Origin of the sequence: Bradyrhizobium sp. WYCCWR 13022, from assembly GCF_030435535.1 — a bacterium.
Lineage (GTDB): Bacteria > Pseudomonadota > Alphaproteobacteria > Rhizobiales > Xanthobacteraceae > Bradyrhizobium.
The window spans coordinates 226,641-249,404 of sequence record NZ_JAUIZJ010000002.1 but is presented as its reverse complement, the minus strand read 5'-3'; the positions used below and the strand labels follow the sequence as shown (position 1 = coordinate 249,404).

The following is a 22,764-nucleotide window of genomic DNA, read 5'->3' as shown; positions in this document are numbered from 1 at the left end:
GGAACCGCCGGGCGCTACATCTCGAGCATTCCGAGGCGCTCCGCGACCGAAACGAGCTCCGCGAGCGAATGGACCTGCATCTTTTCCATCACCTGGTGGCGGTGCGCCTTCACGGTGCGCTCGGTCGTTCCAAGCTCATGCGCGACCTGCTTGTTGATCCGGCCGCGCACGATGAGATCGAACACCTGCCGTTCGCGCTGGGTCAAGGTTGCGAGGCGTGTGCGGAAGGTCTCGAGCTTGCCGCGTTGCGCACGTGCGGTGTTCTGCCGCTCCAGTGCGCGCGCGATCGCCTCGAGCAACTGCTCCGAGGACACTGGTTTGGTCAAAAAATCTTCCGCCCCCGCTTTGATGGCCCGCACGGTGGTCGGCGTATCGGCATGCCCGGTTAGAAAGATGATCGGCAGCGTCGAGCCCCGGGCGATCAGTCGGCCCTGCAAGTCCGGTCCGCTCATCCCTGGAATCCGAACGTCCAGAAGAATGCATCCGGGCTGCATGTCGTCGGGATCTGCATCAAGCAGATCCTCAGCCGTCGCATAGGTCGCGACATCATAGCCCGCAAGCTTCAGCCGGCGCTCGATCGCTGTCCGGAATGACGCGTCGTCGTCGACAACATGTACCAGACCGGGCACCCCAGACCTCTCGTCAGATCCATCAAGACGGGATTGAAATTCTCTAAGTACTAAACGTCTCGTCAAACAGTTCGACAATCGTGGCATATCCTCGAAAACGGGATGCATTCTCGCGGCAGCAGGCGCCTTCTCATTCCGCGAACAATAGTGCACGAACGCCCCTTGGTACTATGCACCTAAGGACAATGGATTGAAATACCGCCTTGGCCGTAAATCAACCTCGGCGGGAGTGGGATAGCGCGGCGCATTCCCTGCGAAAAGTATCAGTCTGACATACCAATTCGGCAATGAGGAGTTGGCCATGTTTGTTCGGATCAACACGGATTCCGCACTGCGCCCCAATTCCCTGCGAGAGCTCGGAATGACCAGCGGGTCAAATGCGCTCGTCAGTTTAAGCGAATTTTCCTACAAGAAAGGCACCGAGATCTACGGCGAGAAGGAGCCTGCCGACTACGTCTATCAGGTCAAGCTCGGCGCGGTGCGAAGCTACAAGCTGCTATCGGACGGCCGCAGGCAGATCGGTGCGTTTCATCTGGCCGGTGACATATTCGGCCTGGAGAACGGTGGGGAGCACCGCTTCACGGCGGAAGCGATCGTCGATACCCATGTGCGGCTCATCAAGCGGCAGAGCCTCGAAATCGTGGCCGAAAGCGACGCAATGGTGGCCAAGCACCTGCTCAGCATGACCACGAACAATCTCCAGCACGCGGAAGACCATATGCTGCTGCTCGGCCGCAAGACCTCGCTGGAGCGGGTCGCGGCCTTCCTGCTGGAGATGGACAAGCGCTTGACGGCCGCCGGCGTCATGGCGCTGCCGATGTCCCGGCGCGATATCGCTGATTATCTCGGCCTGACCTTGGAGACGGTCTCACGCGCATTGTCGCGGCTGCACGAGCTCGGCATTCTCGGCTTCATCGGCAACACCCAGCGCCAGATCGTGCTGCTGGATCGGGACCAGCTCGCGAGCCTTGATTTGCAGCCCTGACCCGGCCGGAAGCGTCACTGCACGACGCGCAATGCGCCCTCGAGAAGCGGTCGTGTCGCCTCCGAAACCCCTGTGATGATGATCTGCACGCCGATGCAGAGCAGCAGGAATGCTGACAGTTTCGTCACCACGCTGGTGCCTTCCTCGCCGAACAGACGCGCCATCGCGCTCGATTTTCGGTAGGCGTGATAAATCGCCGCAGTCACGGCGATCGCGACGAGGAGGGATACGACCGACGATCCAAACATCGCGTCGAGGCTATCGGTCCGGCTGATTCCAATGGCGATGGCGGTCGCGATGGTCCCCGGCCCGGTCGTGAGCGGGATCGCGAGCGGAAAAAACGCCATCCGCTTCATGGTCGCGAGATCTGCGGGCGATTCGGCATGAGGCCCGGCCGCACCGGGTTCGGCGTGAAGCATCGACCAGCCGGTCGCGGCAACCACGAGGCCTCCCGCAATCCTGAGCGCCGGCATGGTCACGCCAAAAAAGTTCAGAATCTGGCTGCCGAGGAACTGCGATACCAGAAGAACAGCAAAAGCATATCCGGCCACCCGAAGCGCCAGGTCGGCGCGTTCGTCGTCAGACAGGCCTCTTGTTCGCTCCAGGAAGATGAAAGCCAGCCCGTAAGGGTTGATAATCGCAAACAATGCGCCAAAACCGAACAAGAAATCGGCAAGCCAGCGGGAAGTCTCTGAATTCGGCATCTGGTGCTCGGATCAATCCGCTATGCGGTGACGCGCACTGGCACAAACTGCATATCGCATCGGCCCACCTCGATGGTAACCTCGATCCATGTCAAGCGAGATCGCCTTTCGGATCGCTGTCGTCGTCATCGGCTCGCTGCCGGTCGCGTTCGCGGCGCTTGTCCTTTTCATGGGATGACGTCGTCCTTGATCAGTCCGACATGGTCGAGCGTCTTGCGCAAGACCTCGAACAGGATGGCGGCTGACCAGCCGAACAGCAGCACGCCGTTCATGGCGGTCAGCGGGCCGAGGAGGCGCCAGGCCTGTACCGGCGTGATATCGCCATAGCCGAGTGTCGTGTAGTTGACGAAGGCGAAATAGAGCAGTTCGCTGTCGGAAACGGGGGCCGCGCGGACGATGTCGTACGTCCAGGCCCACACCAGGATTTCCAGCGCGTGCGCGATCTCCAGCACCGCCGCGGTCGCAACCATCACACCCATCAGGTGCAGTCTCGGCCGCACGGTCACGCGGAGACCGGCGCTCCGGGCTATAGCGACGGCGACGACGGTGACCAGCGCGTGGATTCCGATGTTGATCGCGCTGACCAGCGCGCCGACGAGAAACTGAAACAGCATCTGACCTGGCCAGACCTTACTCGCTATCGCCAGGCGGACGCTCGAGGCGCGATCTTTGCGCACGCATGCGCTTGATCTCGCGCCTGAGCGCCTCGGCTTTTTCGTCCCGCTGCTCACTTGCCGTTTGCAATGGGTCGTCGCGGCGCAGCTTTTCGAGCGCCTTTTCGACGGAAAGCTTGTTGGTCTCAGCCATGGCAGACCTCTCCTGCGCCGCCTCGCCCGTCAGTATCCATCGGGATAGTTCTGCGGGCAGATATACTTGTTCAGGCCTTCGGGCTGAACATGCCGCCTGCGGCTTTCATCGCGGACTCGCCGGCCGTCCTGGCCTGATCGGTCAGCGTCCGCATCTGCTCCTGGAAGAATTCGGCCTGAAGCTTGAGCGCATCCTGCACATCCTTGGCATGGATCAGCTTGTCGCCGAGATCGAAGGTTGCTGTGACGTGGCGCCGCATGAATGTACAAAACTCCTTCGCCTGGCTCGCCATCGGCAGCGGCGAAGAGCTCAAACCTTTTTCCAGCAGATCGAAATAGTCGGTGTTGGCCTTGCGCACGCGCTCGAGCGCTTCGGTCAATGTCGCACGCATGCCTTCAGCGGATACGTTGATTTCAGCCATGGCGAATCTCCTTTCAGGAGTTGGCAGTTACGCGGGAAGTCCTCCAAACCAGGCGCCGAAATAGCCGGCATAGAGCGCCGGCATCTCGAGATTCATCGAATGTCCAATACGGGGCACCACCACAAGGCGGCAGTCCGGCATCGCCTCGGCCATCACGCGCAGATCAGCCGGCGGGATCCAGCCGTCCCATTCGCCCCAGAGCACGAGATGTGGGTGATGCAGCTGCTTCATGCGGCGCTCGAGCTCCCGGGTTTCTCTTTCCCGCGTTAGATTGACCGGCGTGCCGATCCAGATACCTTCCGAGACGCTAAAGGTCTGATCGACGATGCGGTCGAACAGCGCCTGTATCTCGCCCAAGCCTTCACGGAGGCGGGGCACGGCGTTCGGCGCCATGCTTTCAGGCACGAACAGCGACGAGGCCGCCGTCGCCATGACCGTCCGCGTCAGCTCCTTGCTCTCCATCATGGCGCGAAACAGGCCGATCTGGTCTGCGTTGAAGGCCATGCCGAGCGGCGTCACGGGGTCGAGCGCAAACACGCGGCCGAAGCGCTGCGGCTGCGCCAAGAGCATGCGTGCGGCAATGATGCCGCCGGTCGAATGCGTGGCGAGGTGACAGTAGCGGATGCCCAGCGCATCGAGCGCGGCGAGCACGTCGTCGGCATGCTGCTGCATCGAGTAGTTGGAATAATCCGCCGCAGGCTTCGGCCGATCGCTGTCGCCGCAGCCGCGCCAGTCGATGCCGATGACGCGGAGGCCTGCGGGAAACATGGGTGCGGCGAGTTCGATCCAGTCCTTGCTGGCGAGATTGCCGTGGATGAAGACGACGGTGACGTCGCCCTCTCCCCAACTCCGCCAGCCAAGCTGGACCTCACCCGCCTGCACTCTAGCCATGCGCGGTCCTATTTGTTGAGCCCGGCTGTGGGCGCGGCCCCTGCGGGGGTCGGTGCCACCGGCAAGGCCGAAACCACGGCGCCCTTGATCATTCGATCGGTGCCGAGCGGCGATGACGTATCGACCGTGCCCTTGGTCACGAAATCAATGACGTCCGCTGCATACTCGACCGGGTTATCCGTATGGATGAAGTGCCCAGTCTCCGGATAGATTTTGAGCATCGGCCGGTTGCCGGCATTCGTCATGCGCGACATGAAGGGCGTGATGACGTCGCGGCCGAGATCCGTCAGCCCGTTGAACGCGGGCGTCGGAATGAACGGCTCCTTGTCGCCGAACGCCAGGAAGATCGGCGCCTTGATCTGGGTAAGCCGCTCATAGAGGTTCTTCGGATCATCCTGCTGAAGCTCAGATCCGATGGTGTAGATGTCGTAGATGAAGACGTTGCACCATTGATCGAGCTCTTTGGGGTTGCCTTTGATGAGGCCGACGCGTTGCTCGGTGTGGAAGCGGGCATATTCGCTGTCGCTGAAGAAATAGCCGCTCTTCGAGGCCGAGACCGCTCCCGTATTGGGATCGCGCTTCTTGAAATAGAAGAAATCGCGAACACTCTGCTCATCCCGCGCCTTCTCCGCGGCAAGGATGCCGGTCTGGTCCCACGTCGCCTTCCACTTGTCGAAATCATGGTCGAAGGCCGGGTCGAACAGCTTTGCCTTCTTGTCCTTGGCGATGGTGATCTCGCGCGGGTATTCCTCGAGGCCTGACGGCGCCTCGAGCGCAAGGCCTTGCACCGCGTCCGGCCAGGTCAGCGCGTAGCCCATGACGAACTGGCCGCCGAGCGAATGGCCGAGATAATAGGCCTTCTTGACGCCGAGCTGGTTGACCACGAGATCGTAGATCACTTCGCGCATGTCCTGCATGGTGCGCGCCGGGCTCTTGTCGAGATTGCCGGGCCCGGACATGCCGTAATGCGGCAGGTCGGGCACGATCACGCGCAGTCCGCTGCGGAGCGCATATTGCATGATGTTGCCGTAGTGCCCGCCGAACGCGCCCTTGCCGTGGATGATGACGAGCACCTTCGGATCCTTGTCGGTGCCGTTGTATTCATCCATGTAGCCGATCTGCCATGCGTTGCCGCTCTTGTCCTTGGCATTGGCGTACTTGACCGGATAGGGGTAGGTTACAAAGTCCTTCCAGAACGACTTCTTGGGGTCGATGCTTTCGGCAACGCCAGGCACGCGATAGTTCTTGTCGATGAATTTCTGAGCGCGATCGAGGCTCGCAACGTCGTCCATGAAGGCGACGAATTTCGGATCGTTCTTGCGATCATTGATGATCGGGAAAACACCGTAGTGCGCGACCGGGCTCTCTTCGGCGATGAGGTCGGCGCCCGGAACGCGATCGACCGCCTTCTGGGCAAGCTTGAAGTTCAACCACTGATCATTGGTGATGTGCATCACCAGCGTGCGCGCCCGGATTCGGCCGAGATAGGGATTGACGTTGTGAATCTCGCCGACGCGGTTGCGCCAGATGAGGTCGACGGCATCATAGAGTTTGGCGCGGTTGATGACGCTGAGACCTGCCTTCTCGTTCGGCGGATCCCAATAGAATATCTCCGGCTGCACTGCACTCCAGTTCTGGGTCGTGCGGAAGCCGAAATCGTAACCGGTCATGCCCAGGATCGACCAGCCGAACGCCACGCCCGGCACTGGATGCTTCTCTTTGGGCAGCTTGTAATAGTCGCCCTTGGTGGATTGCCAGACCGGATCGGACTCGATCGCAGCCGTCATCATCTGGAAGGTCCAGTTGCCGACGGGGTCCTCGCTGTCCGACTGCGTCGTACCGCCGATCGGCATCAGCGCGTTGATGTATTCCGGATGCATCACGCCCCAGACATAGGTCTGGGTGCCGCCCATGGAGACGCCGGTGACCAGCGCGACGCGCGCGACCTTGAGCTCGTCCCGCAGCAAGCGGTAATTCGCCTGCACCATGTCGTAGTAGCTGTACTGCGGAAATTTGATGCCGAGTCCATCCGACGGCTTGCTGGCGCCCCAGGTGCCGAGCGGATCGACCATGATGACGTAATAGCGGTCGGTGTCGATCGGTCGGCCCGGGCCGATAATGGGAACGCCGCCGGACAAGGCAGCACCTTTGACCCACTGCTCATACATATCGGTGGAGTCGCCCGAGTAATAGGAGTTGATCACGACCGCATTCGTGATCTCGCCGGCAGCATTCTTCCGGGCGTTGCCGATCGCAATATAGGCGGTTCGCAGCTTGCCTCCGCCCAGCGATTCCAGCGTCACGCCGCCCTCGCCGCCATTCTCCCATTTCGAGGGATCGGCGAGGTCGTACTTCCCGCCGAGACGGAAGTTTGCGATCTCATAGGACTTCTTGAGACCGTCATGCTGCATCTGCGACGAGCGGCGCGTGAACGGTTGGGCCATCGCGAGCGCGGTGCCGACCAGCAGCAAGATCAAGCTGACGAAGCAACGCTTGAGTGCGCTTCTCCCGGTCATGACGAATTTCCTCCTGGGCGATGTTTGCGCCTACGCTAGGTTTGGCATCAGGCCGAGGTTTGATTTAGCTCAATGGATTGCTCGCGCCCGCGTTGAGGATCGTCGTCATCATCACGCTAGCCGGTCCCCGCAATGCCCTTCCTCAGTCATGGCTCATACCGGATCCGCTATGAGCTGGACGGACCGGCGGATGCGCCGGCCTATGTGCTGGTCAACGGCCTTACGCAATATTCGGAACTGTGGGGGGCTTATCGCGACGCGCTGATCGCGCGGCGTTTCCGGGTCGCGACATTCGACCTGCTCGGCCAGGGCGTCTCTGACAAGCCTGCGCTCTACATCAATCAGGACGATCACGTCGCCGTACTGCACCGGCTGATTGGCGAACTCGGCGACGGACCGATCTTTCTCAGCGGCATCAGCTTTGGCGGCATGATCGCGCTGCGCTACGCCATCGAGCACGGTGCACGACTATCGGGACTGGTGCCGATGAGCTGCTTTGCCGAGCTGTCGCCGCAACTCCTCCTGATCGGCAATGCCTTGCGCACCGGGCTGATCCTCGGAGGCACCAGCTACCTTCAGGATCTGCTGCTGCCGATGAATCTGTCGGACGCGTGGCTGAAACCGCTGCTGGACAAGCTCGACGGCGTCAAGCGGCAGGGCTGGCTGGTCAACGACGTCTATGCCCTGCAGAACCTGATGGAGTCCTTCCTCGACTTCAAGCCGCTGACGCCACGGCTTTCGTCCATCGCCATGCCGACCATGATCCTGAACGGCGAGTTCGACTTCCTCACGCCGCGGACGCTGCACGAGACCTTGCGTGTCGAGATTCCCGACAGTGCCCTTGTGATCATTCCAAACGCTTACCACGCCTTCACGCTCGAAAAGGCCGCACTGACCGCAGACCTGCTGGCCCGCTTTGCCGAGGACGTGATGGCCGGGCGCTGGCACGGCGACAAGCGGGTCCTGATCGCGCCGGAAGATCCGGGCGGCGAGCTTTCGCCGTTTCCGGCCGGTTATGACCATCTGCGCGCGATCCCGGTGCAGAGGATCGCGACATGAGTGCGTTCTTTGGACCGCTCGAGGCCGATGGCCGCGTGCCGCCGCACCAGCAGACGCGAGCGGCCGCGTTCCTTGTCTCTGCCCATGGCGCGCTGGCGCGGCAATTCGCCATCGCCCTGCCTGCGAAATTCGATGCAGCCTGGCAGACCGAGTTGAACGCGCAATTCTATCGCGAGAGCGAGATCGTCTCGCTGCTCATGCGCGCGACCACATGGGTCCCGGATCTCGCACTCGGTCCGATGGCGACATCCTGGGAGATGGCCTGGCTTCCGACGCCGATTGAAGGGATGGCCGACCACGCTCACGTGCAGGCCATTCAGCTGGCGACGCTGGCGCATGCAGTGCATGCGGGGGTCCGGCCGGCCGCCCTGCTCCCGACGGAAGCGAAAGCGGATGATCCCTTTGTGTTCGCGCTGCGCCGGATCGAGTTCGAGAGCAGCCGGTTGTTGCAAGCGCAGATCCTGTACTTGAAGGGACCCGACCTCGTTCCCTTCCGGGATGCTGTCAGCGCGGCGCTCGAACGGCGGCATGGTGAGGTGCGCAGGCTGTGGCGAGAGGCCCTCGACAGCATCGATATCTCGCTCGCGAACGACACGAAGCCTTGACGCAGATCAAGGCTGCGGGACCGCGCGCGCCCAACATCCATCCGTCTCTCACGTCCGCCGATTGGAGTTGCGACCATGAAGGCCGTTTCCGTCGAAGAAGCCGTTGCGATGATCCCGGCCGGCGCCAGCGTCATGGTCGGCGGCTTCATGGGCGTCGGCACGCCCGAACGTCTGCTCGACGAGCTCGTGCGCCAGAACAAGACCGGCCTCTCCTTGATCTGCAATGATGCGGCGACGCCGGGCAAGGGCGTCGGCAAGCTGTTCGATGCGGGGCAGGTCTCGAAGCTGACCGCCACCCATATCGGCCTCAACCCGAAGGCGCAGCAGCAGATGCTGGGTCGCCAGATCACGGTGGATCTCGTGCCGCAGGGGACTTTCGTCGAGCGCATCCGGGCCGGCGGATGTGGCCTCGGCGGCGTGCTCACGCCGACCGGCGTCGGCACGCTCGTCGCGGAAGGCAAGCGCCAGATCGAGGTCGACGGCAAGCCGTATTTGCTAGAGACCGCCATCCGCGCCCAGTTCGCGCTGGTCCACGCCTTCCTCGCCGATTACCTCGGCAACCTCACCTACGCGCTGACGGCGCGCAACTTCAACCCGATCATGGCGATGGCGGCCGACACGGTGATCGTCACGGCCGAGCACATCGTCCCGGTCGGCGTGATCGCGCCCGACCATGTTTTGACGCCGGCGCCGCTCGTCGACTACCTCATTGCGAACGGGTGACCCATGGATCCGCAAATCATCATCGCCCGCCGCGTTGCCAAGGAATTGAAGAGCGGCAACCTCGTCAATCTCGGCATCGGCATCCCGACGCTGGTCGCGAACTACGTGCCATCGGACCTCAAGGTGTTCTTCCAGTCCGAGAACGGCCTGATCGGCACCGGACCCATTCCGGAGCAAGGCATGGCGCATCCACTGCTCACCGACGCCGGCGGCCGGCCGATCAGCGCGCTGCCGGGTGCGGCGACCTTCGACAGTGCGATGTCGTTCGGCTTGATCCGCGGCGGTCATGTCGACGTCACGGTGCTCGGGGGCTTGCAGGTTGATGCGCAGGGCCATCTCGCCAACTGGATGATCCCCGGCAAGATGGTTCCTGGCATGGGCGGCGCGATGGATCTCGTCAGCGGCGCCAGGCGCGTCATCGTCGCCATGCAGCACGCGGCCAAGGGCAAATCGAAGATCGTCCCGAAATGCACCCTGCCCCTGACCTCGGCACGGCCGGTGAGCCTGGTGGTGACAGACATGGCCGTGATCGGCTTTCCCGACGGCAAGGCGACGCTGCTGGAAACTGCGCCCGGCGTCAGCGTCGGCGAGGTCCTGGCGGTCACGGACGCCGAGGTCGCCGTTCCCGACCATGTCCCGGAAATGAAGCTCTGATCAGGTGACGGCCATGCGGGTGTTCAACGACTTCAACGAGATCAAATCGGCCGTCGGCAGCGAGATCGGTGTCAGCGACTGGGTCGAGGTGACGCAGGACCGCATCAACCAGTTTGCGGAAGCAACCTGCGACGAGCAGTGGATCCATGTCGACCAGGCGCGCGCAGCCAAGGAAATGCCCGGCGGCAAGACCATCGCCCATGGCCTCCTGTCGCTCGCGCTCGCCCCGCTGTTCATCCGCTCGGTGATCGGATTGAAGGGCCTGCGCAACACGCTCAACTACGGCGCCGACCGGATCAGATATCTCGCGCCGGTGCCGGCCGGATCGAAGCTGCGCGGCCGTGTCACGGTGGCGGAGGCCGAAGACGTTCCGCCGGATGGCTTGCGCGTGAACTACCATCTCGTGATCGAGATCGAGGGCGCCAAGAAGCCGGCCTGCGTCGCAGAATTGATCGCCCTGCACTACCGCTGAACAAAAGGAGCGTCCGCTATCGCTGCGGGTGGGACTCTGCGGTGAGAACTGATCATGCCACTATGCCGGTGTTTTGCCCGACGGAGCAACCGGTTTCTGGTTGACCTGTCTCAGTGGCGGAAAACGTAATGACTACAAGCCTCCGCCTACTGTGCATGGGGTTGTTTTAGCTTCCCCGCCCTCGCGTCAGTCGATGATGTGATAACCGCCGTCGATGTAGAGCACGCCGCCCGTGATCAGCTTGGCGCCGTCGAGCGCGAGGAACGCGGTGGCGTTGCCGACATCGTCGATGCTGACGAGACTACGCGTCGGCGCCTTCGACTGCGCCTTGTCCATGAGCTCGTCGAATTCGGGAATGCCCGATGCCGCGCGCGTCGCCAGCGGGCCCGGCGAGATCGCGTGGACACGAATGCCCTTCGGACCGAGCTCGGCGGCGATGTAGCGAACCGAGGCTTCGAGCGCCGCTTTCGCGACGCCCATCACGTTGTAGTTCTCCACCACCATCTGGCTGCCGTAATAGGTCATCGTGAACAGCGTGCCGCCTTTCTTCATCAGAGGCTCGGCGAGATGGGCCATGCGCATGAACGACCAGCAGGAGACGTCCATGGTCTTGAGGAATCCGTCGCGGCCGACGTCGACGACCCGGCCGTGCAAGGCTTCCTTGGGGGAGAAGGCGATGGAATGGAGCAGGAAGTCGAGCTGTCCCCATTCGGATGCGATGCGTTCAAACACGGCCTCGGTCTGGCCCTCGGCCATCACGTCGAGCGGCATGAAGATCGGCGCCTCCAGCGCCTGCGCCAGCGGCTCGACATGCTTCCGGGCCCGGTCGTTCAGATAGGTCACCGCGAGATCGGCGCCGAGCGCGCGAAACGCCCGCGCGCAGCCCCATGCGATCGACTGGTCATTGGCGATGCCGACGATCAGGCCCTTCTTGCCCTTGAGGGCAACCTTGCTGTCAGGGAATACGGGGATCATGACACCCTCTCAGGTCTGGTGTTGGTCGATTGACCATCCATCAACAGCGACAGCGTGTGCTGCGCGATCATCAGTTCCTCATCCGTCGGCACGACGTAGACGGGAATGCGACTGTCTGCCCGCGAGATCAGCCGGGCATGCCGGGCGTTCTCGCCGGGATCGAGCGTGACGCCGAGCCAGCCGAGTTGCTCGGCGATGCGCGCGCGGATCGAGGCCGAGTTCTCGCCGATCCCGGCGGTGAAGACGAAGGCGTCGAGGCCCTGCAAGGCCGCCGCCAACATGCCGGCGTTGAGGCCGATGCGGTAAACGAAATGGTCGATCGCGAGCCGCGCGTGAGGATCGGCGCTCGCCTCGAGTTCGCGCATGTCGTTGCTGACGCCCGAGAGCCCCTTCAGGCCGCAATCGCGGTAGAGGAAATCCTGCACCTTGGCCGCGGGCATGCCCTTCTCGGAGATGAGATAGAGCACTACGCCGGGATCGATCTGGCCGGGACGCGTTCCCATCGGCAGTCCGTCGAGCGCCGTAAAGCCCATCGTGCTTTCGACGCTGCGCCCATCCCTGATCGCGCACATCGAGGCGCCGCTGCCGAGATGGGCGACGATCACCCGCCCCTTGGCAATCTCGGGCGCCACCGAAGGGAGCGTCCGGGCAATGTATTCATAGGAAAGGCCGTGAAAGCCGTAGCGCCTGACGCCCTCGGCATAGAGCCGCTGCGGGATGGCGTAGTGATCGGCGACGAGATCATGGGTGCGGTGAAACGCCGTGTCGAAGCACGCCACCTGCGGCAGCGTCGGGAAATTCACGAGCAGCGAGCGGATCGGCGCCAGATTATGCGGCTGATGCAGCGGCGCCAGGCTGACAAAGCGTTCGAGACGGGAGACGACACCGTGGTCGATCAGGACCGGCCGGACATAGTCCGGCCCGCCATGCACGACGCGGTGGCCGACCGCCATCGGCGCGACCCGAAGCTCTTCGCGCAGCCAGTCGCCGGCCACCGCCATGGCGGCGGGCACATCTGGCACGGCTTCGATCGGATAGGCGCGGTCGGCCAGCGGATCGCCGCTTGGACCGTTGGCGCGCAAGCGCGGGCGGCTGCCGATGCCGTCCATCTGCCCCTTGATCTGGCGGCGGAGTGCGCCGTCACCCTCGGCCGAATAGACCTGAAACTTGACGCTGGAGGAGCCGGCATTGACGACCAGAATGGTATCCATGGTGATCACGCCGCCACTGTCGGCGCCTTCTGGCGCCGGGCGCGCGCGTAAAGCGCGGCCACTGCACAGGACGCCATCCGCGCCCGCGGCGAATCCGCTCGCGAGGTCAGGACAACGGGCACGCGGGCGCCGAGCACGATGCCGGCGCCATCCGCCTTGGCGAAGTAGGCAAGGTTCTTGGCCAGCATGTTTCCGGCCTCCAGATCCGGAACGACCAGGATCTGCGCGCGGCCGGCCACCTCCGACGTGATGCCCTTGATCCGCGCGGCTTCCGGATCGATGGCGTTGTCGAACGCAAGGGGACCATCGAGCACGCCGCCGGTGATCTGGCCGCGATCGGCCATCTTGCAGAGCGCCGCGGCTTCGATCGTCGAGGGAATCTTCGAGGTCACCGTCTCCACGGCCGACAGGATCGCCACGCGCGGCTTCGTGCCGAAGCCCGCCTGGTTGTAGAGATCGATCGCGTTCTGGATGATGTCGCGCTTGGCGTCGAGATCGGGAAAGATGTTGATGGCGGCATCCGTGACGAAGATGGTCTCGGCGTAGGCAGGCACGTCCATGACGAAGACGTGGCTGATGCGCCGGTTGGTGCGCAAGCCGCCGGTCTTGGCGGTGACCGCCCGCATCAGCTCGTCGGTGTGCAGGCTGCCCTTCATCAAGAGCTCGCCCCGCGCGGCATGGATGAGCTCGACGCCCTTGGCTGCCGCTTCGTCGCTGTGCGCGGCATCGACGATCTCGAAGCCCGAGACGTCGAGATCGAATTTGGCGGCGGTATCCCTGATCTTCCGCTCCGGCCCGACCAGGATCGGCCGGATGATGCCGGCGCTGGCGCTGTCGACGGCACCGCGCAGCGAGGTCTCGTCGCAGGGGTGGACGACGACGGTCGGTGTCGGAGGCATCGCCCGCGCCGCCGCGATCAAGCGGTCATATTTGCTGCCAGTCTGGGCTTGCGCCGCTTCGGTCGACATCCTGTCACTCCCGCTTCCGCCAATGCGTGTTACGACGCCCGTGCCCTTGGATCGGCCTTGGGATCGAAAGGGGCGACGTTCGACGTCCACTCTCCTTCCGCCTCCAAACCGAACAGCTCGGCGACCTGCTTCAAGCGCCTGGCGCGCTCGCCGGTGATGTCCGCGCTCGCCGACAGCACTTCGCGCATCGCGGTGAAGGCAGCGCGCCGCTGGTTCATGTCGTCAGGCAGCAGTTTCGGAATGGCCGCCAAAGTCGCATCGCGGTCCAGCAGCAGCATGAAGAACTGCTCGCGCACCAGCATCTTGAACTCGGCGAGCGTCTTCCGTGGTCCGGCATGGTCAAGCCGAACCTGCCGCAACGCCTCGACGCTGCGCTCGTCGACCATGCCGCGCGCGGAGCCGACATAGAGCAGCGCCCGCAGCGCCGCCTCGCGAAGGCCGCCCTCGCCGATATGGGACTTCAGCTCGGCAATTCGCTTCGCGAGCATGGCCTGATGCTCGGCCGACATCTCACGCCGGCGCGACGGCGCGGAATTCGGATCGATGCCGAGGGCGGCCTGAAGCACGGGCGAGCCGTAGACATTGAGGAAAATTGTCTCGCTCAGCGCTTCCTGGGCGTCGCGCCAGCTGTCGAGGGCATGGACGATCTGCTTCGACATCTGCTCCTGGAAGGCCAGGAACGGATTGTCCTGCGAGACCGGCTTGCGATTGTCCTCGACGCGGTCAGCCGCCGACTTGATCGTGGCCATCCACGGATTCTTGCTGCTGAAGGCCTCATATTGCATCCGCAGCGGATGTATGTTGCGCGCCCATTCGGCGAGCTGCGGCGTCACCATGCCCTTGACCCAGGGCCGCATGAATTTCTGATAGGCCGCGAGATTGAGCTCGGAGACGCGCTTGGCCGCCGCAAAGCGGCGCTCGTCCTCGGGCGAATTGCCGCCCATGGCGCGGATATCGTCGAGCGTCCGGGCCTCGCAACGCATCACCCACTGGCCGACCGCGAGATCGGCGTTGAGGGTGTCATCGCTCCGCGCTTCGAACGTGGCTTCATAGAGGCCGGGCGGCAGCACATCGATCAGGTCGATGTTGCTGGAGAATTCGGCGTGCTCCTTCTTCGCCACACCGCCGGACACGAAGATGCCGAGATGGCCGATGCTCTCGTGAACGGTGTAGACGATTGTCTGGCCATAGGCCCTGATCTCGTCGACATCGGCGTAGCAGTCGAGAATCCAGTCCAGCGCCTGCTGCGGCGGCGTGACGTTGTCGCCCTTGGAGCAGAACACCACGATCGGCGAGCGGATGTTGCGCAGGTCGACCTTCTGCCCGTCCGACATCTCGATGCGGCCCGCGGCGAGATTGTTGCCGATGAACAGCTCGTCGACGATGAACTGGATCTCTTCGGCATTGAGGTTGACGTGCCCGCCCCACCACCGCTCGAAATCGAGGTAACGCTCGGCCTCGGTGTCGACCTTGGAATAGACGTTGTACTGCTTGGTCCAGAGCGTGTTCGACGGGTTCTGGTTCTCGAAGTTCTGAACCAGCCAGGCGCCGTCGAACTTGCCGGCGCCGAGATCGCTGGTCAGCGCCGTCAGCCAGCTCCCGCCGAGAAGGCCGCCGGAATAGCGCATCGGATACTGGCCGTGCACGCCTGCCCAATAAGCAAGCGGCGCGCCGGCGATGACCAGGGGGCCGAACAGTTCCGGCCGCAGCGAGGCCAGGATCATGAGGGCCCAGCCGGCCTGGCAATTGCCGATCACGCAGGGCTTGCCGTCGGCATCGGGGTGACGGCTGATGACGGTCTCGATGAACTTTGCTTCTGCGCGCGCGATGCGCTCGATGGTCTGGCCCGGCACCGGCTCGGGGAGGAAGCCGATGAAATAGCAGGGATGCCCTGCCCTCATCGCGACGCCGATCTCGCTGTCGGCCTTGAAGCCGCCGATGCCAGGGCCGTGGCCGGCGCGCGGATCGATCACGACGAACGGCCGCCGGGTCATGTCGATCTCGACATCCTTCGGCGGAATGATGCGCACCAGCGCATAATTGACCGGCTCGTCCAGCGTGCGGCCGTCGGTGATCAATTCAGCAGCATACTGCAGGACATGCGGCGCCGTTTGCGCGACATGGTCGCGATACTGGTCGCCGCGCTGGCGCATGATGTCCAGGAACAGCACGCTGCGCTGTCCGGCATCGACCATGTATTCCACGGCTGAAGAGACCAGGCCCGACATCGGGCCACCGGGCAGTTTCATATTTTCTGTCGCCATGTTCGACCTCGCCGTCGCTCATGGCCATTGAATGTGCACTGCATCAGCAGACCTTGATTTAGGTCAACGGTCGGCGACAACATCAGGCACCGGCGCGGCGCGCTCGATACGAATCCAGGCCGCGGCAAGTTCCCAGGCGACCGCCAGAATGATCGGCCCGATAAAGAGGCCGATGATACCGTGCGCAAGCGTTCCGCCGATCACGCCGATCAGGATCACCAGTGTCGGCGTGGTCAACCCGCGTCCCATCACCAGCGGTTTCAGGATGTTGTCGAGCAGACCGACGATGACGAAGAATATCGTCAGCGGCAGCGCCGTGGTCACGTCCTTGTCCATCCAGATCCAGATGATCGTGGGAAGGAGCACAACGGCCGCGCCGATCTGCACGATCGACAACAACAGAACCATGATGGCGAGCAGGCCGGCGCTCGGAATGGCGGCGAGCTTGAAGCCGATGCCGGCGAGCAAGGCCTGAACGATCGCAACGCCGATCACGCCCTGCGACACCGCGCGGATGGTCGCACCCGAAAGCTCGAGAAAATGCTCGCTCTGTTCCGGCACGATCCGAAACAGAAAACCGCGGATCGCGCCGGCAAGCTGCGGCCCGTAGGGAAACAGGAGGCCGGCGACCAGCACCGACAGCAGGAACTGGAGCGTGCCAACGCCGGCGCTGCCGACGAACGACAACATGAACCCGGCAAGCGGCTTCAGGTACGGCGTCACCTCCTTCAGCACTGCACGGATGTTGGTGTAGGCCAAATTCCAGAAATCGTAGAGCTGCGGGCCGATCAGGGGCCAGCTCTTGACCTGCTCCGGCGCGGCGTGAAGCGCGAGATCGCCCGCGCTGATCTGGCTTGCGATATCCCTGATCCCGTCGACGGCACTGAGACCCAGCCACGCCGCCGGGCCAATGACAATGCCGAGCATGATCACGGTGAGAATGGCCGCCGCGATGCGTGGGCTGCCACCAAGCAGTTTGGCGAGCCGGCTGAACACCGGATAAAACGCCACCGCCAGCACCGCGCTCCAGGTCAGGATCGGGATGAACGGCTTGACGATCAGGAACGTCCAGACGATCAGCATCGCCAGCAATGCCAGCCGGATCACGAGCTGGACGACGGCGTCGGCGGGCAGGAAGCTGCGAAGTGTCTTCACGATCGAGAGCCCGTGTTTCGCGGGAAGCGGCGCTCGGCAAGCGTAGCGGTCCTGCTCGTGCGGCTGGCTTGATCCAGATCAAGCCGTTGATCGTGGCCAGCGGCGTGATCGGCCCATCAGCGCAGCGAGACCAACGCATGACAGACGCCGCGAGCTATAGTCGCCGGGAGCAATTGCGCGACGGCACGCCCGTCGAGATCCGGGCGCTTCGCCCCGACGACGAAGTCGGAATGCTGGCCGCGCTCGACCGGACCAGCGCGCAGTCGCGCCAGCGCCGCTTCTTCATCCCGAAGCGGCATTTCTCGGACAAGGAGCGCGACTTCTTCATGGAGATCGATTTCGTGCAGCATGTCGCGCTGGTGGCCTGTGTCGATGACGCGGGCTACAGCAGCATCGTCGGCGGCGGCCGCTACATCGTCGCCGAGCCCGGCCGCGCCGAGATGGCCTTCATGGTGATCGACGCCTGGCAGGGACGCGGCATCGGCTCGACGCTGGCGCGCCATCTCATCGTGCTCGCGCGCGAGGCCGGGCTGACGGAGCTGGTCGCGGAGGTCCTCCTCGAGAACCGCGCGATGCGCGATGTGTTCAACCGGCTCGGCTTCGTGACCGCCCCGAAGCGGGATCCGGACACGGTCCATCTGGTGCTGAACCTCAACAATTTACCGCACCCCGGTGCTGCACCGCGCTAATTCTGTCCCCTGTTCCGTCCGCCGGCTCAAAAAAGCCAGAAGACAACCTGCTGGAAAGGTGTAGGATTCGCCCAAACGGGAGGAACGGCATGTTTGAAATCACCGGTTTCGACACGGCAGGCGTCGTCAACCTCAAGCGGGAGTCGCTCGCCGCCGCCCTGAAGAAGGCCAGGGAGCTGATCCAGGACGGTTGCCGGGACGTTCAGATCGTCGATCCCAATGGCCGGGTCTACACCTCCTTCGAGGAGCAGGCCGCCTAGCCGCCTCTCACCCACCTTCGCCGAACGCACCGTTGAGCCGCCCGCAACCGGGCGCTAGAGTGGGCCTTTTACGGAGGCTCATTTGAAACAGGTCATTATTGCTGTCGCAGCCGTCGCGCTGCTCTCGACGTCGTCTGCCCGGTCCCAGGCACTTGTTGATCCCAGCAAAGTTGCGCCCGAATACCGCGAGGCCGCGGAAAAGCGCCGCGCCGAGCAGATTCGCCAGCGCGAATGCGGCCAGAAAGCGGATCTGGCAAAGGTGCTGCCGCGCGACCGGGCCGAGTATGTCAATCACTGCCTCGACGCGATGGCCGCCAAGCAATAGCGGCTCGCGCACCGTTCCACGCTACTCGCGCGATCGGGTCGCAACCGGCCTTCAGGCTTTCTTCAGAAATTCGGCTCACCTTGGCCGCCGATTTCCAGTGTTCATTGTTGTCGGCGCATGAATTCCGTCCAGATCCAGTGCACGCGTTGCAAGACGATGTTTCGCGACCGCGCGGGACGGTTGCAGGACGGCTATTCCAGGCAATGTCCGTCTTGCGAGGTGGTGTTGTTCTTCGCCGAGGACTCGACGCATCCCTTCATCAAGCGTGCGATGAAAAACGCGCGGAAGGCCCGGAAGGAACAGCGAGAGGCCGAAGAGATCAGGATCGCTGCCCCGCCGGAGCCGCGTGCGGCTCCCCGGTCGCGATCCTCAATCGGTCGAGCGCGGGTTCAGGGTCGATCGGAATAGCCTTGGCTATTTCGCCTCGATCCAGATCCGGCATCCGACTGCGCGCGGATGTGTTGCCAATTACGACGCTCACAAGACGTTCCTGAGCGACACCTCGCGCTATGGCGTCAATATCATGATGTTGGGACCGCTGGTCGCCGACGATGGCGCTACCATGATCGGCAGCCTGTTCCTGATCGAAGCCCCCGGTCCTGCCGAGGTCGAGGTGTTCAGCCGCGCCGACCCGTTCGCGGCGGCCGGCATCTGGGAGAAGGTCACGATCACCGGGTTCTTGCGCCGGCAGGGCTGAGCAATCCAGCCCGCCCGCTTATGCGAAAAACCCCAGCGCTTTCGGGCGCTGGGGCGTTTCAAAAAAATGGATTGGTAAGGCAATAACGTCTCTATAGCAGCGCTCGCCTCTGCCGCTTGTGAACTGGTTCACACATGATGCGAGGAATGATCGGACGATTTGTCACACTCAGATTGCTAGCTAAGCGGGAGTGTATTTTTGTTGAACGATGCGACCCGAGGAGAGCTCCGATCACCTCTCCCATAGGGAGAGGTGATCACGGACGCCCGATCGAACCCGACTCCATCGAGCTTCAGCTCCGTCTCCGCTTTCTCGGAAACAGGCGATCGCGGATGTAGCGCGAGGTCGCGGTCAGGCGGATGCCGCGCGGCTTCTGCCAGGCGGCGCGGTCGAGCTCCTTCTTGTCGCCGATCGCCAGGCGCCCCTTGGCGCTCTTGGCGATGAAGATCGCGTCGCTCATCTTGCGGCCGGAGCGCTTGTTCTTGGCTTTCACTTCCTTCCAGAGGCTGATCCGGCCGAGCTTCAGCTTCGGCAGCTCCTCCTTGATCTCGCGCCGCAGGCAGTCCTTGTCGGATTCACGCGCACGCTTGCGGCCGCCCGGGAACATCCACAGCCCGTCCGACCGTCGCCTGACCAACAGAACCTTGCCGCGCCTGGCGGCAACCAGCTTGGAAGACTTTGCCATTCCCGTCGCAAACCGAGAAAAGAATCTCGATACCATCGTAACTTGTCTATTTCATTAGACAAGTTCGATGGCCGGTCCGGCCGACTCCGCCAGGCGCAGTTGTCCACATCTCGCGAGACAGGTGTGATCGGCGCATGACGCGCGATCAGGTCTCGTCGGGTATCGGCGGCTCGGCCACCCGCTTCGACGCCGTCCCGATCCAGGCCGCGGCCATCTCCCATGCCACCGACAGGATGATCGGCCCGATGAACAGACCGACAATGCCGTGGGCCAGCGTGCCACCGATGACGCCGACGAAGATCACGATGGTCGGCGTGTTGAGGCCGCGTCCCATCACGAGCGGCTTCAACATGGTGTCGATGAAGCCGACCACGACGAAGAACACGGTGAGCACCAGCGCCGTGGTGACGTCCTTGGCGGTCCAGATCCAGATGATGACCGGCAGCAGCACCAGGAAGGCGCCGATCTGGACGATCGACAGCAGCAGCACGATGAAGGCAAGCAGTCCCGCGCTCGGCACGGCTGCGAGCTTGAAGCCGATGCCGGCGAGCAGCGCCTGCACGATGGCGACGCCGATGACGCCTTGCGCCACGGCGCGGATGGTGGCGCCGCCGAGCTCGAGAAAATGCTCGCTCTGCTCGGGCACGATGCGCGACAGGAAACCGCGCCCGGCCGCGACCAGCCTTGGCCCGTGCGGAAACAGGAAACCGGCCACGAACACCGAGACCAGGAACTGGAGCGTGCCGAGGCTGGCATCGCCCGCCAGCACCAGTAGCGGTCCCGCCAGCGGCTGGAGATAGGGCGCGACCTCGCGCAGCACGGCGCGGATGTTGTTATAGGCCTGGTCCCAAAGCTCATAGAGCGTCGGGCCGATCACCGGCCAGGACTTGATCTGCTCCGGCGCCGACTGGAGCGCGAGATCCCCGGTGCCAAGCTCGTGCGCCAGCTCCCTCACCCCGTCCACAGCACTGAGGCCGAGCCAGGTGGCGGGCCCGAGGACAATGCCTAGAGTGATCAAGGTGAGGATGGCGGCGGCGGTCTTGGGCCGGCCACCGAGCGCTTTGGCGACCCAGCTGAACGCCGGATAGAATGCCACCGCGAGCACGCCGCTCCAGGCCAGGATCGGCACGAACGGCCGGACGATCAGGAAGGTCCAGATGATCAGCAGCGCCAACAGGCCGAGCCGGATCACGAGCTGGATAACGTCCTCGCCCGTCAGGAGCTGACGCAGACTTTTCACGGGCACGGCTTTCCTTGCGGCATCAACGCGGGTTCCGGCGCTTGCGCGGCCCAGCGTTATTGCCAGCCCCGGGCCGTGCGTCAAGACGAGCGGATGCGGCGGCCCGTCCCCGGAGGGCCGACCGCATCGGGCGTCAGGATCACATAGCGGTCACGAAAGCCGCCCAGAGCCGGGCCTAGAAGTGATAGTTGACGCCGATCGTGCCGGTCTGGATGTTCAGCTTCACATTTGCGGGCGTGGCCACCAGATTGCCCGATGTCACCGGCTGCTCGGTGATGGCGCCGAAGCCGAGATAGTTGTACTCGGCCCGCACCGACCAGTTCGGCATGAACATCCATTCGCCGCCGCCGCCGGCGACCCAGCCAGTGCGATTGAAGGCGCCTGCGGCGGAGCCGGCGAGCGCGCCGGCCAGACCGTTATTGGCGCTGTACTTGTCACGGGTGAAGGCCGCGCCGCCCTTGGCGTAGAGCAGGACGCGGTCGAAGGCGACGCCGAGGCGACCGGCGACCGTGGCGACATAGTCGTTCTTCAGCGTCAGATTGAAGCCGGCACCGCCGCCGAACGGGCCGCCCGCGTTGAGCGTGACACTCGACCAGGCGCCGGTGCCTTCGAGGCCCACCACGAAATTGCTGATCTGGTAGTTGCCGCCGATCTGGCCGCCGACCACGCCGCCGCTGGCCGAGACCGAGCTCCAGGTCGACGTCGGATCGGTCGGGTCGATGCCGGTCCATTTGCTCCAGGCGCCGCCGCCATGGGCGCCGATATAGAAGCCGGTCCATGTGAAGATCGGAGCCGGCGGCATCGGCGCCTTCACCGGCACGGGCTGAAAGATATCGGCCGCGAACGCCGGCGTTGCCAGCGACAACAGCGCAGCCGTCAGAACCAGTTTCTTCCCCATCACACGCCCCCGTTTCGCACGCCTCCCAACCGAGGCTGTGGGGGTAAAATCTAACGATCGGGTCAAGAATGCGCTTGGACCGACCGGCGGTGCCGTTTGGACTGACGGGCGCTGCAAAAATCGGGAAAATCCTGCAATACCTGGCGATGCCGCGAGGTTTGCCTAACGGCGATTAACCGGATTTCACCTGACAGGTTTACGCCGATGCAAAGGCTCGCACCTAGGCTTCGGCTCAGGTCCCCAACACATCTGCGGTGCAATGGCCAACAGCATCTGGACGATCGAAGAATTCACCTGCACGGGTTGCGGCATGAACTACACCGCGACGAGAGAGGAGCACGCCGAGGCGCATGCCGGCAGCTTCAAATGCAGCATTTGCAGCAGCGTGGTGCACAGCTGGTCCGGCAAGCATCATTTCTTCGGCTGGCAGGCGGTGAAGACCAAGCCGGCCGTGTTCGGCCGCCGCTGGGCTGGCGTGCAGTGGTAGCGACAGCGGATCACGACGCCGGCTCCGGTCGCCGGCGTTCGTGACCCGCGTGCCGTTCGCCTAGCGGCGCACGCCGACGCGATTGACGCCGCCATTCAGATTGGTCCCGCTCGCGGTGCCGGCGCGAACCGCGGCACGCGCGACCGGACGCGGCCGCAGTACCACGCCGGCGCGCGCGACGCAGGACGGCGGATAATCGATGTATTGGCAATAAACCACGGCATGCGCCGGTGTCGGGCTGAAGGTCACTCCCGCAAGCCCCAGGAGACCGGCAGCCGCAATCGCTGCGACCGATACCGACTTCATCGAAAGACGCACACTCCGGCGCATGGTGATCCTCCCTCGTTGCACGCGTAAAGCGCTAACAGGCGCCGCCCCAGCGCGGCCCACCCCAAATTGAGCGCCAGCGCAACGGCCGCGTTGACGTAGATCAACGGTGGGCGC

Annotated in this window: 27 protein-coding genes; 11 read left to right on the top strand and 16 right to left on the bottom strand. The window is 63.7% G+C overall.

Annotated features, from left to right (window positions below):
- Positions 1-14 precede the first annotated feature (14 nt).
- Positions 15-629 (bottom strand): response regulator transcription factor, encoded by a 615-nt coding sequence (locus tag QY049_RS02190; RefSeq protein ID WP_194475824.1) that lies wholly within the window; start codon positions 627-629, stop codon positions 15-17.
- A gap of 301 nt (positions 630-930) precedes the next feature.
- On the opposite strand from QY049_RS02190, the gene QY049_RS02185 reads away from it, so the two are divergent.
- Positions 931-1,614, top strand: a complete 684-nt coding sequence (locus QY049_RS02185; protein WP_301268741.1) for a helix-turn-helix domain-containing protein — start codon at positions 931-933, stop codon at positions 1,612-1,614.
- A 14-nt stretch (positions 1,615-1,628) separates the two neighbouring features.
- On the opposite strand, the gene QY049_RS02180 is transcribed toward QY049_RS02185, so the two are convergent.
- The 6 genes from QY049_RS02180 to QY049_RS02155 form a co-directional block, all read right to left on the bottom strand.
- Positions 1,629-2,318, bottom strand: a complete 690-nt coding sequence (locus tag QY049_RS02180) for a MarC family protein (protein ID WP_301268740.1) — start codon at positions 2,316-2,318, stop codon at positions 1,629-1,631.
- Positions 2,319-2,485: 167 nt separating this feature from the next.
- The gene (locus tag QY049_RS02175) at positions 2,486-2,932 is read right to left on the bottom strand and encodes a potassium channel family protein (RefSeq protein WP_194475822.1); all 447 of its coding nucleotides are present in this window, start codon (positions 2,930-2,932) and stop codon (positions 2,486-2,488) included.
- Between the two features lie 16 nt (positions 2,933-2,948).
- On the bottom strand, positions 2,949-3,125 hold the full coding sequence (locus QY049_RS02170) for a hypothetical protein (protein WP_194475821.1): 177 nt from the start codon (positions 3,123-3,125) through the stop codon (positions 2,949-2,951).
- 70 nt (positions 3,126-3,195) lie between these two features.
- Entirely contained in the window at positions 3,196-3,546 is a 351-nt protein-coding gene (locus QY049_RS02165; protein WP_301268739.1) for a phasin, read from the bottom strand.
- A gap of 27 nt (positions 3,547-3,573) precedes the next feature.
- Positions 3,574-4,437, bottom strand: coding sequence for an alpha/beta fold hydrolase (locus QY049_RS02160; RefSeq protein WP_301268738.1), 864 nt, complete (start codon positions 4,435-4,437; stop codon positions 3,574-3,576).
- Positions 4,438-4,445: 8 nt separating this feature from the next.
- On the bottom strand, positions 4,446-6,953 hold the full coding sequence (locus QY049_RS02155) for an alpha/beta hydrolase (RefSeq protein WP_301268737.1): 2,508 nt from the start codon (positions 6,951-6,953) through the stop codon (positions 4,446-4,448).
- A gap of 132 nt (positions 6,954-7,085) precedes the next feature.
- Between QY049_RS02155 and QY049_RS02150 the strand changes: the two genes are divergently transcribed.
- The 5 genes from QY049_RS02150 to QY049_RS02130 all read left to right on the top strand — a co-directional run bounded on the left by QY049_RS02150 (position 7,086) and on the right by QY049_RS02130 (position 10,466).
- Positions 7,086-8,012, top strand: coding sequence for an alpha/beta fold hydrolase (locus tag QY049_RS02150; RefSeq protein WP_301268736.1), 927 nt, complete (start codon positions 7,086-7,088; stop codon positions 8,010-8,012).
- Positions 8,009-8,617: a hypothetical protein gene (locus tag QY049_RS02145; RefSeq protein WP_301268735.1), complete on the top strand. Its 609-nt coding sequence runs from the start codon at positions 8,009-8,011 to the stop codon at positions 8,615-8,617. The genes QY049_RS02150 and QY049_RS02145 overlap by 4 nt, the downstream gene beginning before the upstream one ends.
- Positions 8,618-8,692: 75 nt before the next feature.
- Positions 8,693-9,340 (top strand): CoA transferase subunit A, encoded by a 648-nt coding sequence (locus tag QY049_RS02140; protein WP_258766856.1) that lies wholly within the window; start codon positions 8,693-8,695, stop codon positions 9,338-9,340.
- A 3-nt stretch (positions 9,341-9,343) separates the two neighbouring features.
- A complete protein-coding gene (locus QY049_RS02135; RefSeq protein WP_194475814.1) occupies positions 9,344-9,994 on the top strand; it encodes a 3-oxoacid CoA-transferase subunit B in 651 nt (216 codons plus the stop codon).
- A 13-nt stretch (positions 9,995-10,007) separates the two neighbouring features.
- Positions 10,008-10,466, top strand: coding sequence for a MaoC family dehydratase (locus QY049_RS02130; RefSeq protein ID WP_301268734.1), 459 nt, complete (start codon positions 10,008-10,010; stop codon positions 10,464-10,466).
- A gap of 186 nt (positions 10,467-10,652) precedes the next feature.
- Here QY049_RS02130 and fabI read toward each other — a convergent pair whose 3' ends face one another.
- The 5 genes from fabI to QY049_RS02105 all read right to left on the bottom strand — a co-directional run bounded on the left by fabI (position 10,653) and on the right by QY049_RS02105 (position 16,991).
- Positions 10,653-11,441, bottom strand: a complete 789-nt coding sequence (fabI, locus tag QY049_RS02125; protein ID WP_194475812.1) for an enoyl-ACP reductase FabI — start codon at positions 11,439-11,441, stop codon at positions 10,653-10,655.
- Positions 11,438-12,652, bottom strand: a complete 1,215-nt coding sequence (locus QY049_RS02120) for an acetate/propionate family kinase (protein WP_301268733.1) — start codon at positions 12,650-12,652, stop codon at positions 11,438-11,440. The genes fabI and QY049_RS02120 overlap by 4 nt, the downstream gene beginning before the upstream one ends.
- A gap of 5 nt (positions 12,653-12,657) precedes the next feature.
- Positions 12,658-13,620 (bottom strand): phosphate acetyltransferase, encoded by a 963-nt coding sequence (locus QY049_RS02115; protein WP_301268732.1) that lies wholly within the window; start codon positions 13,618-13,620, stop codon positions 12,658-12,660.
- Between the two features lie 29 nt (positions 13,621-13,649).
- Entirely contained in the window at positions 13,650-15,884 is a 2,235-nt protein-coding gene (locus tag QY049_RS02110) for a DUF3141 domain-containing protein (RefSeq protein ID WP_301268731.1), read from the bottom strand.
- A 63-nt stretch (positions 15,885-15,947) separates the two neighbouring features.
- The gene (locus tag QY049_RS02105; RefSeq protein ID WP_301269251.1) at positions 15,948-16,991 is read right to left on the bottom strand and encodes an AI-2E family transporter; all 1,044 of its coding nucleotides are present in this window, start codon (positions 16,989-16,991) and stop codon (positions 15,948-15,950) included.
- A gap of 185 nt (positions 16,992-17,176) precedes the next feature.
- Between QY049_RS02105 and QY049_RS02100 the strand changes: the two genes are divergently transcribed.
- From QY049_RS02100 to QY049_RS02085, 4 genes are all read left to right on the top strand, one after another.
- The gene (locus QY049_RS02100) at positions 17,177-17,728 is read left to right on the top strand and encodes a GNAT family N-acetyltransferase (RefSeq protein ID WP_301268730.1); all 552 of its coding nucleotides are present in this window, start codon (positions 17,177-17,179) and stop codon (positions 17,726-17,728) included.
- An 89-nt stretch (positions 17,729-17,817) separates the two neighbouring features.
- A complete protein-coding gene (locus QY049_RS02095; RefSeq protein WP_164933852.1) occupies positions 17,818-17,988 on the top strand; it encodes a hypothetical protein in 171 nt (56 codons plus the stop codon).
- An 82-nt stretch (positions 17,989-18,070) separates the two neighbouring features.
- Complete coding sequence (locus tag QY049_RS02090) at positions 18,071-18,313, top strand: hypothetical protein (protein WP_258766849.1); 243 nt, start codon at positions 18,071-18,073, stop codon at positions 18,311-18,313.
- Positions 18,314-18,740: 427 nt separating this feature from the next.
- Complete coding sequence (locus tag QY049_RS02085; protein WP_367401177.1) at positions 18,741-19,010, top strand: YciI family protein; 270 nt, start codon at positions 18,741-18,743, stop codon at positions 19,008-19,010.
- A gap of 292 nt (positions 19,011-19,302) precedes the next feature.
- On the opposite strand, the gene QY049_RS02080 is transcribed toward QY049_RS02085, so the two are convergent.
- From QY049_RS02080 to QY049_RS02070, 3 genes are all read right to left on the bottom strand, one after another.
- A complete protein-coding gene (locus QY049_RS02080; protein ID WP_194475806.1) occupies positions 19,303-19,695 on the bottom strand; it encodes an NUDIX hydrolase in 393 nt (130 codons plus the stop codon).
- 145 nt (positions 19,696-19,840) lie between these two features.
- Positions 19,841-20,941: an AI-2E family transporter gene (locus QY049_RS02075; protein WP_309493979.1), complete on the bottom strand. Its 1,101-nt coding sequence runs from the start codon at positions 20,939-20,941 to the stop codon at positions 19,841-19,843.
- Between the two features lie 169 nt (positions 20,942-21,110).
- On the bottom strand, positions 21,111-21,833 hold the full coding sequence (locus tag QY049_RS02070) for an outer membrane protein (RefSeq protein ID WP_301268728.1): 723 nt from the start codon (positions 21,831-21,833) through the stop codon (positions 21,111-21,113).
- 259 nt (positions 21,834-22,092) lie between these two features.
- On the opposite strand from QY049_RS02070, the gene QY049_RS02065 reads away from it, so the two are divergent.
- Complete coding sequence (locus QY049_RS02065; RefSeq protein WP_194475803.1) at positions 22,093-22,320, top strand: hypothetical protein; 228 nt, start codon at positions 22,093-22,095, stop codon at positions 22,318-22,320.
- 60 nt (positions 22,321-22,380) lie between these two features.
- Here QY049_RS02065 and QY049_RS02060 read toward each other — a convergent pair whose 3' ends face one another.
- Entirely contained in the window at positions 22,381-22,650 is a 270-nt protein-coding gene (locus QY049_RS02060; protein ID WP_194475802.1) for a hypothetical protein, read from the bottom strand.
- Positions 22,651-22,764: the final 114 nt, after the last annotated feature.

What these genes read in the sequence shown, in the direction of transcription:
- QY049_RS02110 (WP_301268731.1), bottom strand. Translation starts at nt 15,884, where the DNA reads ATGGCGACAGAAAATATGAAACTGCCCGGTGGCCCGATGTCGGGCCTG.
- QY049_RS02170 (WP_194475821.1), bottom strand. Translation starts at nt 3,125, where the DNA reads ATGGCTGAGACCAACAAGCTTTCCGTCGAAAAGGCGCTCGAAAAGCTG.
- QY049_RS02140 (WP_258766856.1), top strand. Translation starts at nt 8,693, where the DNA reads ATGAAGGCCGTTTCCGTCGAAGAAGCCGTTGCGATGATCCCGGCCGGC.
- QY049_RS02150 (WP_301268736.1), top strand. Translation starts at nt 7,086, where the DNA reads ATGCCCTTCCTCAGTCATGGCTCATACCGGATCCGCTATGAGCTGGAC.
- QY049_RS02175 (WP_194475822.1), bottom strand. Translation starts at nt 2,932, where the DNA reads ATGCTGTTTCAGTTTCTCGTCGGCGCGCTGGTCAGCGCGATCAACATC.
- QY049_RS02080 (WP_194475806.1), bottom strand. Translation starts at nt 19,695, where the DNA reads ATGGCAAAGTCTTCCAAGCTGGTTGCCGCCAGGCGCGGCAAGGTTCTG.
- QY049_RS02100 (WP_301268730.1), top strand. Translation starts at nt 17,177, where the DNA reads ATGACAGACGCCGCGAGCTATAGTCGCCGGGAGCAATTGCGCGACGGC.
- QY049_RS02065 (WP_194475803.1), top strand. Translation starts at nt 22,093, where the DNA reads ATGGCCAACAGCATCTGGACGATCGAAGAATTCACCTGCACGGGTTGC.
- QY049_RS02060 (WP_194475802.1), bottom strand. Translation starts at nt 22,650, where the DNA reads ATGCGCCGGAGTGTGCGTCTTTCGATGAAGTCGGTATCGGTCGCAGCG.
- fabI (WP_194475812.1), bottom strand. Translation starts at nt 11,441, where the DNA reads ATGATCCCCGTATTCCCTGACAGCAAGGTTGCCCTCAAGGGCAAGAAG.
- QY049_RS02145 (WP_301268735.1), top strand. Translation starts at nt 8,009, where the DNA reads ATGAGTGCGTTCTTTGGACCGCTCGAGGCCGATGGCCGCGTGCCGCCG.
- QY049_RS02165 (WP_301268739.1), bottom strand. Translation starts at nt 3,546, where the DNA reads ATGGCTGAAATCAACGTATCCGCTGAAGGCATGCGTGCGACATTGACC.
- QY049_RS02180 (WP_301268740.1), bottom strand. Translation starts at nt 2,318, where the DNA reads ATGCCGAATTCAGAGACTTCCCGCTGGCTTGCCGATTTCTTGTTCGGT.
- QY049_RS02185 (WP_301268741.1), top strand. Translation starts at nt 931, where the DNA reads ATGTTTGTTCGGATCAACACGGATTCCGCACTGCGCCCCAATTCCCTG.
- QY049_RS02115 (WP_301268732.1), bottom strand. Translation starts at nt 13,620, where the DNA reads ATGTCGACCGAAGCGGCGCAAGCCCAGACTGGCAGCAAATATGACCGC.
- QY049_RS02130 (WP_301268734.1), top strand. Translation starts at nt 10,008, where the DNA reads ATGCGGGTGTTCAACGACTTCAACGAGATCAAATCGGCCGTCGGCAGC.
- QY049_RS02155 (WP_301268737.1), bottom strand. Translation starts at nt 6,953, where the DNA reads ATGACCGGGAGAAGCGCACTCAAGCGTTGCTTCGTCAGCTTGATCTTG.
- QY049_RS02135 (WP_194475814.1), top strand. Translation starts at nt 9,344, where the DNA reads ATGGATCCGCAAATCATCATCGCCCGCCGCGTTGCCAAGGAATTGAAG.
- QY049_RS02120 (WP_301268733.1), bottom strand. Translation starts at nt 12,652, where the DNA reads ATGGATACCATTCTGGTCGTCAATGCCGGCTCCTCCAGCGTCAAGTTT.
- QY049_RS02070 (WP_301268728.1), bottom strand. Translation starts at nt 21,833, where the DNA reads ATGGGGAAGAAACTGGTTCTGACGGCTGCGCTGTTGTCGCTGGCAACG.
- QY049_RS02160 (WP_301268738.1), bottom strand. Translation starts at nt 4,437, where the DNA reads ATGGCTAGAGTGCAGGCGGGTGAGGTCCAGCTTGGCTGGCGGAGTTGG.
- QY049_RS02095 (WP_164933852.1), top strand. Translation starts at nt 17,818, where the DNA reads ATGTTTGAAATCACCGGTTTCGACACGGCAGGCGTCGTCAACCTCAAG.